The organism is Pediococcus parvulus (genome assembly GCF_007990205.1).
GTDB classification, from domain to species: Bacteria; Bacillota; Bacilli; order Lactobacillales; family Lactobacillaceae; genus Pediococcus; species Pediococcus parvulus.
In genome coordinates, this window is the sequence record NZ_BJWE01000090.1 from 1 (window position 1) to 1,672 (window position 1,672).

Genomic DNA, 1,672 nt, shown 5'->3' on the forward strand with positions numbered 1-1,672 from the left:
TCAAGTTGACAAATGAAATAATATAAATTTTAACATGTATCTAAATGGCTTCATTCCAGTATTCATCTGGGGTGAGGCCATTTCTTTGTGCTGAACGGTTGTGGTGATTAAAGTAGATGATTCCTTCTTCAACTAAGCTCACAAGTTCTGGATAGGTTTTCGCCATTGGGTGACGATCCATCCAGCGTAGCTTAAATTCATTCCACCAACGCTCCATTGGTGCGTTATCATAGGGCGTGCCAGGCCGTGACATACTACGTCTGACCTGGAATTGATCCATAAATTGGTTAAACGATTTCGAGGTATATGCCGTGCCTCGGTCTGTATGCACCATTGGATGCACATCGCCTGCTTGAGTAAAAGCCCGTTGAAAAACTTGAATTTCTGCGGCACTTGTTTCCGTAATGCTGAGATTATAGGCCAAAAGTCGCCGACCATAAAGATCCAAAACGCCGCTCAGGCGCACCTTGTATTCACCGTTAATACCATATGACAACTCTGTTGAGTCAGAAAGCCAGACTTGATTGGGCGCTGTCACTTTAAATTTTCGATTCAATACGTTGTCCTGAATATACTGTTCCGATTGCTTTACACGGTTATGTTTTTTCTTGCGAATCTGACAATGAATATCTAGTTCACGCATTACTCGACAGACCTGCTTAAATGTAACTGGGAAGTTAATTTGTTCATCTTGGCGTAAATTTTCCAATAAATTACCAGCTCCAATTCCTTGATGATGAAAATCAAACCAGTATTGTGCTCGTTCTTTAAGTCGTTGATCCCGTAATTCCCAAACAGTTTCTTGGCGTTTGAGTCCTTTGTTGTATGCTTGTCGGCTGACGCCGATAATTACCAGTAGCTTTGTGATTGCTCCATGATGACCTTTACTGACGTCCTTAATTGCCTGGTAAGCCAGTTGATGCTGTTTTTTCACCCCTTGTACCGTAGTTCCTGAAATTTTTTTATGAAGGCCTCATAAAGTTCTTTGTCTTTTAATTGCGATTCTAACTCACGAATTCGTAAATTAGCCTTATCCAAATCTGTAAGTGCTGCTTGTTTTTTGTGATGACCACGATTATCTACGAGGAATTCATAGCCTCTTTCATGAGCCTTAAGCACCCAAGAACGTGCTTGTTGATAGGAAACCTGAAAATGAGTGGCAGCTTCGCTATAACTATGTTTATCTTTGGTTACATACTCTACAACTGCAATTCGTTCTTCAACAGTAGTTTTTCTACCCATAGCGAGGACCAACTTTCTAGATGGTGACATCGTCACCGTTTTGTCCTCATTATACCTGGAAATCCAGTTTACTAATTGACTTGTTGAACGTAAACCAAATTTAAGAGCCACTTCTGCAAGCGAATAGTCACCATTTGAATACGTGTGAATTGCCTCTAACTTTAATTTCTGTGAATAATGTTTATTCTGACGTGCTTCTTTTAATCCCTCAAAACCATCACGCTCATAACGTTTTAACCACGTTCTAAAAACATTACCATTAACATTATGTTCTCTCGAAAAGGCCTCACTAGACATTTTTGATTGCCTGAATTGCTCAAGCAAGGTTAACTTTTCAAGTTCTGTATACTTAGCTCTGGGCATACAAATATCCCTCCATAGTTATTAGATGAATTATATTATTTCATCTGACAACCATAAAGGGATTATT

At 39.5% G+C, this 1,672-nt stretch carries 2 protein-coding genes; both read right to left on the minus strand.

The genetic code is table 11. From position 1 onward, the window contains the following. Nucleotides 1-40: 40 nt before the first annotated feature. Nucleotides 41-934 carry an IS3 family transposase gene (locus PPA04_RS09430; RefSeq protein ID WP_147206823.1) on the minus strand — a complete coding sequence of 298 codons (894 nt, stop codon included), beginning with the start codon at nucleotides 932-934 and terminating at the stop codon, nucleotides 41-43. Beyond that, a complete protein-coding gene (locus tag PPA04_RS09435) occupies nucleotides 931-1,605 on the minus strand; it encodes a helix-turn-helix domain-containing protein (RefSeq protein ID WP_057785071.1) in 675 nt (224 codons plus the stop codon). The genes PPA04_RS09430 and PPA04_RS09435 overlap by 4 nt, the downstream gene beginning before the upstream one ends. Nucleotides 1,606-1,672: the final 67 nt, after the last annotated feature.